Source organism: Chamaesiphon polymorphus CCALA 037 (genome assembly GCF_003003845.1).
In the GTDB taxonomy this organism is placed as follows: Bacteria; Cyanobacteriota; Cyanobacteriia; order Cyanobacteriales; family Chamaesiphonaceae; genus Chamaesiphon; species Chamaesiphon polymorphus.
Genome location: NZ_PVWO01000580.1, coordinates 1 through 3,323 on the forward strand (window position 1 = coordinate 1; position 3,323 = coordinate 3,323).

Consider the following 3,323-nt stretch of genomic DNA (forward strand, 5'->3'; position numbering starts at 1 on the left):
CTAGCAGCCTCTACTCAAAAATTCGATCGGATTATCTGGCAATCCCTCCGCAATGCGCCGCCGCTGGATAAAGTGCTGTTTCAACTCATTAGCGTTCTCTCGCGGCAACAGCAGACCGCACCTGCGGATACGTTGGACGCACAGATCTCCCAATTGATGGAACATCTCCGCACTTGTCGCTGTGCGATCGTTTTCGATAATTTTGAGTCTATTCTCGCTCATCAGCCGATCTCCCACTCCGGATCTAGTTCGACTCATAGCGGCTATCGGGAGGGTTACGCAGGTTATAGCGAACTGCTCAGACGGATTGGCACCGAACATCATCTTAGTTGTGCGATTTTAACCAGTCGCGAGAAGCCAGGTACCTTGATTCCGCTCGAAGGGGAATCTGCATCGGTGCGGACGCTAGATTTACATGGTTTGAGCGAAATCGAAGTGCAAGCGATCGGGATTAGCAATGGTTGTCATGCGATCGCCCAGAGCGATTGGCAGCAGTTGCAGCAGCATTATGCTGGCAACCCATTGGCAATAAAAATTGCGGCAACGACGATTCGCGATCTCTTCGACGGTAGTGTAACCGCGTTTTTGGAACAGGGGGTGACTCTGTGCGATGGAATTGAGAGTCTACTGAGCCAGCAATGCGATCGACTCTCGGAGATGGAGCGACAAGTACTATACTGGCTGGCAATTTACCGCGAACCTGTCTCGATCTCTCAATTGTTAGCAGACTTCATTCCCAGTGGTGTTCGCACTCAAATCCTCAGCGCATTGCAATTGCTAGATCGGTGCAGTCTGACTGAAAAAAGTGGTGGCTGCTTTACGCTCCAACCCGTAGTCATGGAATATGTCACGGCGGAATTAATCGATCGAGTCTGCACCGAGATTACGACCTTAGATGTAAGTATATTTAACACTCACGCCCTGATTCATGCTCAAGCCAAAGACTATATCCGCGAAAGCCAAGTGCGGATGATTTTAGCACCGCTAGCCGAAAGACTCCTAGGACAATGGCGATCGCGTCCAGAAACCAAAGATCGACTCGATCGATTACTCGCCAAACTGCGAGCGGAATTGGCCGATACCTGCGGCTATGCTGGGGGCAATCTAATTAACCTCTACCTTCACTTGCAGATCGATTTGAGTGGCTATGATTTTTCTGGTTTGTACATTTGGCAAGCCTATCTACTGGGGATGGATTTGCACGATCTGAATTTTGCCCACACCAATGTCGCCAAGTCAGTTTTTACCGAAACTTTTAGTAGCATTCACTCACTTGCCTTTAGCCCCGACGGCAACAGTCTGGCTAGCGGCGATTTTAATGGCGATATTCGGTTGTGGGATATGCACACGCATCAACTCCAGTCGATCTTGAAAGGTCACACCAACTGGGTGCAAACTGTGACTTACAGCCCCAATCGTCATCTGCTGGCTAGCGGCAGTTTTGACAGTACAGTCAAACTCTGGGATCTCAGTACTGGCGAGTGCTTGAAGACTTTTACCGACCATACCCAGGCGGTTTGCGCAGTGGCCTTTAGTCCCGATGGCAACATCTTGGCAAGTGGGAGCGACGATGCAACTATCAAGCTTTGGGATGTAGATAGCGGGGAGTGTCTGACTAGCCTCCAGTATGAAGATGGTATCGCTCCCCATGATGTGAAGTTTATGGCATTTAGCCCAGACGGCCAAACCATCGCCAGTAGCGGTTCGCTCGGCACGATTCAACTCTGGCAGATCCACAATGGTCGCAATGGCAGCTACTGGAAAACTTTAGCGAGTCATCAAGGCTGGGTGTGGTCTGTGGCCTTTAGTCCCGATGGAAAAATGCTAGCTAGCGGCAGCGATGATACTACGGTTAAGCTCTGGGATCTAGCTACTGGTGAGTGTTCGATCGTGTTAAGAGGACACAACAATGAATTGAGATCGGTCGCCTTTAGCGATGATGGTCGCACGATCGTCAGTGGCAGTAAAGATCGAACCATCAGAGTCTGGGACGTGAGATCCGGACTCTGCATCAAGACGCTGATCGGCCATCAGAATTGGCTGTGGGCGATGGCGATCGATCGAAACCATCAAATCGTTGCCAGTGGCGGCGAAGACCGCACGATCCGACTCTGGAGTCTGGAGAATGGTCAGTGTCTCAAAGTTTTACAGGGGTATACTAATACCCTCTATTCGATTGCCTTAATTGTGCCATCTCGATCGACGACATTAGACCTAGTGCCCGAGTCGGAGACAGCTATCGATGCGGGCATCGGTAGCAGAACTGAAATACTTCAACCGCAGGTGCTAATAGCTGGCGGCTACTTCGATCGACTCGTCAGAATTTGGAATATTCACAATCGTGCCTATGGCAGTTTCACGGGTCATACAGATGCGATTAGAGCCGTAGCCGTGAGTCCAGATGCTCGCATCCTCGCGGGTGGCGGCGGCAGTGCCGATCCGACGATTAAACTTTGGGACATTCGCGATGGTCTGTGCCACAGAAATTTATCTGGTCACACCAACGAAATCTGGTCGGTAGCTTTTAGCCCAGATGGTAGACTGCTCGCCAGTGCTAGCACCGATCGCACGATTAGACTGTGGCACACTCAGACAGGTGAGTGTCTCCAGATTCTCACGGGACACATGCACTGGGTGATGTCTGTTGCCTTCAGTTCCCCGCCAGATATCTTAGTTAGTGCTGGTTTCGATCGGATGATTAAGTTTTGGAATATCCACACGGGTGAATGTCTGCGGACTTGGCAAGTGGGGCAATCGATTTGCTCGATCGCTTTTAGTCCCAAAGGCGATATTTTGGCGAGTGGTAGTTTCGAGCGCACCATTAGCCTCTGGGACGTGGATACAGGTGCATGTTTGCAAACTTTATCCGGTCATACCCACTTTGTGTGGTCGGTGGCTTTTAGTCCAGATGGCCGATTGCTAGCTAGTGGTAGTTTCGATCGCACCATCAGACTTTGGGATGTGGAATCGGGTCGATGTCTGAGGGTATTAGAAGGTCATGAAAGTAGCGTGTTTGGCGTGGCATTTATCCCCCCACCAGCCACCGATGAACCAGGGATCGACTACCTTGCTGCGCGCTGGCGCGAACGGCAGTTGCTAGCTAGTTGTGGTGCTGATGCTACCATTAGAATCTGGGATATCGAAACTGGTGAATGCACCAACTTACTCCGCACACCGCGACCCTATGAAGGGATGAACATACGCGGCATCCAAGGGTTGACCGCCGCCCAGGAGGAGAATTTAATCGCTTTAGGAGCGATCTCATCAGCAACACCCTAATTAAGAGAATTTAGGCGTTACCGATCTGACAATCTGTTCTTACA

General features: G+C 50.7%; 1 protein-coding gene. It reads left to right on the plus strand.

Features of this window, described 5'->3' with window-relative positions; genetic code table 11:
- Positions 1–3,279, plus strand: a 3,279-nt coding sequence (locus C7B77_RS26660; RefSeq protein WP_106312133.1) for a WD40 repeat domain-containing protein, incomplete at its 5' end; no start/stop codon positions are given.
- Positions 3,280–3,323: the final 44 nt, after the last annotated feature.